Here is a 3,815-nt window from a genome sequence, read left to right as displayed (position 1 = left end):
ATCGTCGCCATCGAGCACCTCGGTGACGCGTCCCGCTTCCAGGTACGCGGCCCCGTCGTCACCGAAGGGGCGAAGCACGGCGACTCCATCGCCGTCAACGGCGTCTGTCTCACCGTCGTCGACATCATCGAGGACGCGGAGGGCACCCGGTTCAGCGCCGACGTGATGGCCGAGACCCTGAACCGCTCCGGTCTCGGCGCGCTCGACATCGGCTCCCGGGTCAACCTGGAGCGCCCGATGGCGCTGGGCGGGCGGCTCGGCGGCCACATCGTGCAGGGCCATGTGGACGGCACCGGCGCCATCGTGGACCGCAAGCTCTCCGAGCACTGGGAGATCGTGAAGATCTCGCTGCCCGCCGAACTCAGCCGCTATGTCGTCGAGAAGGGCTCCATCACGGTGGACGGCATCAGCCTCACCGTCGTGGACGCGGGCCCCGACTACTTCACCGTCAGCCTCATCCCGACGACCCTCGCGCTCACCACGCTCGGGGTCAAGCAGGCCGGGGACCCGGTCAACCTCGAGGTGGACGTACTCGCCAAATACGTCGAGCGGCTGCTCGGAAGGGACAACGGCACGCAGGGCAAGGAGGCCACGGCATGAGCGACGCACACGCGGCCGCCGGGCCGCATACGGCGACGATGCTCGCGCCTCTGTGCCGCGTGGGCGGAGAAGCGAGTGAAAGGGACGCAGCATGAGTGAGGCATACGCGGTGACCGATCCGCATCCGAGCAGCGGCCCGGCCGCCTCCCTGCGAGCCGCGCGCTGGCCCGACGAACTGGCGCTGGACACCATCGAGCGCGCCATCGCCGACATCGCCGCGGGCCGCCCCGTGGTGGTCGTGGACGACGAGGACCGGGAGAACGAGGGCGACCTCGTCGCCGCCGCCGAGACGATGACCCCCGAGATCGTCGCCTTCATGATGAACGAGTGCCGTGGGCTCATCTGCGCGCCCATGGAGGCCGCCGACCTCGACCGGCTGCGGCTTCCGCAGATGGTCGATGAGAACACCGAGTCCATGCGGACCGCCTTCACCGTCTCGGTCGACGCCACCGCCGAACACGGCGTCAGCACCGGTATCTCCGCCGCCGACCGGGCCACCACCCTGCGGCTGCTGGCCGACCCGGACACCACCCCCGGCGACCTGGTCCGTCCCGGTCATATCTTCCCGCTGCGCGCCCGCCCCGGCGGGGTGCTCGAGCGCGACGGTCACACCGAGGCCGGGGTCGACCTCGCCCGGCTGGCCGGACTGCGCCCGGCGGCCGTGATCTGCGAGATCGCGGGGGAGGACGGTGCCATGCTGCGCCTGCCCGACCTCGTCGCCTTCGCCCACAAGCACGACCTGGCGATCGTCTCCATCGCCGATCTGATCGCGTACCGCAAGCCCGCAGAGCCGCTTGTGCGGCGCGAGGCCGAGACCCGGCTGCCCACCGCCTTCGGCGACTTCCGGGCGTACGGCTACCGCGCGGCCGACGGCGTCGAGCACATCGCGCTGGTCCAGGGCGACATCCGGGACGGCGAGGACGTGCTGGTCCGCGTCCACTCCGAATGCCTCACCGGCGATGTCTTCCACTCGCTGCGCTGCGACTGCGGCCCCCAGCTGCACGCCGCGCTGGAGCGGGTCACCGCCGAGGGCCGGGGCATCGTCCTGTATCTGCGCGGCCATGAGGGGCGCGGGATCGGACTGCTGTCCAAGCTGCGCGCGTACGAGCTCCAGGAGCTGGGCCGGGACACCCTGGACGCCAATCTGGAGCTCGGCCTGCCCGCCGACGCGCGGGACTACGCCGCGGGCGCGGAGATCCTCGCCGACCTCGGCGTGCGCTCGCTTCGGCTGATGACCAACAACCCCGAGAAGACCACGGCGCTGGTGCGGCACGGGCTGCGGGTCACCGGCCGGGAGCCGATGCCCGTCCAGGCCGGGGAGCACAACCTCCGCTACCTCCGCACCAAGCGGGACCGGATGGGGCATGACCTGCCCTGGCTGGACGGCGACCGCGCCGAGCCCATTTCGGCCTGCGGCAACCAGTAGCCACACAGAACCGGTAGCCGTAAAAGCCGCATATCCACGCACCACCACAGAAGCACCAGAAGCACCAGAAACACCAGAAGCACCAGAAACACCGGAAAACCAGAAACACTGAGGAGAGACGTGAGCGGTAAGGGCGCCCCCGAACTGTCCGTGAAGAACTGCGGGGACCTGCGCGTCGCCGTCATCGCCGCACAGTGGCACGAGAAGGTGATGGACGGGCTGCTCGACGGCGCCCTGCGCGCGCTTGGCGAGCTCGGCATCGACGAGCCCACCGTGCTGCGGGTGCCGGGCAGCTTCGAACTGCCGGTCGTCGCCAAGGTGCTCGCGGGCCGCGGCTATGACGCGATCGTCGCCCTGGGCGTCGTCATCCGTGGCGGCACCCCGCACTTCGACTATGTGTGCCAGGGCGTCACCCAGGGGCTGACCCAGGTCGGCGTGGACACCGGCGTGCCCATCGGCTTCGGCGTGCTGACCTGCGACACCGAGGAGCAGGCCCTGGACCGGGCCGGGCTCGCGGGCTCCAGCGAGGACAAGGGCCACGAGGCGGTCACCGCGGCCGTCGCCACCGCCACCACCCTGCGCTCGGTCGCCGAACCCTGGCGCTGAGGGGCGTCGCACGACCCAAGTAGGATGACGGACACGATGCCCAAGAAGACGTTCGAGGAGCTCTTCGCCGAGCTCCAGAAGAAGGCCGCCACGGCCGACCCCGCCACGTCCCGCACCGCCGAGCTGGTCCACTCCGGTGTGCACGCCATCGGCAAGAAGGTCGTGGAGGAGGCCGCCGAGGTGTGGATGGCCGCCGAGTACGAGAGCGACGAGGCGACCGCCGAGGAGATCTCCCAGCTCCTGTACCACCTCCAGGTGATGATGGTCGCCAAGGGGCTGACCCTCGACGACGTCTACGCCCACCTCTGAACACCCCCGTCAAAACATCCTCGCTACCGAGCAAGCCGAGCAAGCCGAGCTACCGAGCCACCGAGCTACCGAAGGAAAGAGCACTCATGCTGCGCATCGCCGTCCCCAACAAGGGTTCACTGTCCGAGCCTGCGTCGGCGATGCTCCATGAGGCGGGCTACCGGCAGCGCAAGGACCGCAAGGAGCTGGTCCTGGTCGACGCGGAGAACGAGGTGGAGTTCTTCTTCCTTCGCCCCCGCGACATCGCCGTGTACGTGGGCTCCGGCCGGCTCGACATCGGCATCACCGGCCGCGATCTGCTGCTGGACTCCGGCTCCCAGGCCGAGGAGATCATGCAGCTCGGCTTCGCCGGGTCCACCTTCCGCTACGCCACCCGTCCCGGCGCGGCCAAGGACGTCAGCGAGTTCGGCGGGATGACCGTGGCCACGTCCTTCGCCGGACTGGTCACCAAGCACCTCGCCGACAACGGTGTGGACGCCGCCGTGGTCCACCTCGACGGCGCCGTCGAGACCGCCATCCAGCTCGGTGTCGCCGAGGTCATCGCGGATGTGGTCGAGACCGGCACCACCCTGCGCAACGCCGGTCTTGAGATCATCGGCGAGCCCATCCTGGAGTCCGAGGCGGTTGTCATCCGCCGCACCGGCGACCCCAGCGACGACCCGAAGGTCCAGCAGTTCCTCCGCCGGATGCAGGGCGTCCTGGTGGCCCGGCGCTACGTGATGATGGACTACGACATCCGGGTGGAGCAGGTGGAGCGCGCCGTGGCGCTCACCCCGGGCCTGGAGTCGCCCACCGTCTCCCCGCTGCACCACGAGGGCTGGGTCGCGGTCCGCTCGATGGTCCCCGCCAAGGACGCCCAGCGGATCATGGACGA

At 70.0% G+C, this 3,815-nt stretch carries 5 protein-coding genes; all 5 read left to right on the top strand.

The genetic code is table 11. From position 1 onward, the window contains the following. Window positions 1-600: riboflavin synthase (locus tag GWI24_RS41885; protein ID WP_210951253.1), on the top strand; the 600-nt coding region annotated here is incomplete at its 5' end. A 91-nt stretch (window positions 601-691) separates the two neighbouring features. Continuing rightward, window positions 692-2,026 (top strand): bifunctional 3,4-dihydroxy-2-butanone-4-phosphate synthase/GTP cyclohydrolase II, encoded by a 1,335-nt coding sequence (locus GWI24_RS41880; RefSeq protein ID WP_247617628.1) that lies wholly within the window; start codon window positions 692-694, stop codon window positions 2,024-2,026. Window positions 2,027-2,146: 120 nt separating this feature from the next. Continuing rightward, window positions 2,147-2,632, top strand: coding sequence for a 6,7-dimethyl-8-ribityllumazine synthase (ribH, locus tag GWI24_RS41875; RefSeq protein WP_210951252.1), 486 nt, complete (start codon window positions 2,147-2,149; stop codon window positions 2,630-2,632). Window positions 2,633-2,656: 24 nt separating this feature from the next. Beyond that, complete coding sequence (locus GWI24_RS41870; RefSeq protein WP_063745107.1) at window positions 2,657-2,941, top strand: phosphoribosyl-ATP diphosphatase; 285 nt, start codon at window positions 2,657-2,659, stop codon at window positions 2,939-2,941. Window positions 2,942-3,027: 86 nt separating this feature from the next. After that, window positions 3,028-3,815 (top strand): ATP phosphoribosyltransferase (gene hisG / locus GWI24_RS41865; protein WP_210951251.1); only part of this gene is annotated, 788 nt, incomplete at its 3' end.

Source organism: Streptomyces sp. MK37H, assembly GCF_018035285.1.
Taxonomy (GTDB): domain Bacteria; phylum Actinomycetota; class Actinomycetes; order Streptomycetales; family Streptomycetaceae; genus Streptomyces; species Streptomyces endocoffeicus.
The sequence above is the reverse complement of the archived record's forward strand: the minus strand, read 5'-3'. Positions and strand labels throughout refer to the sequence as shown.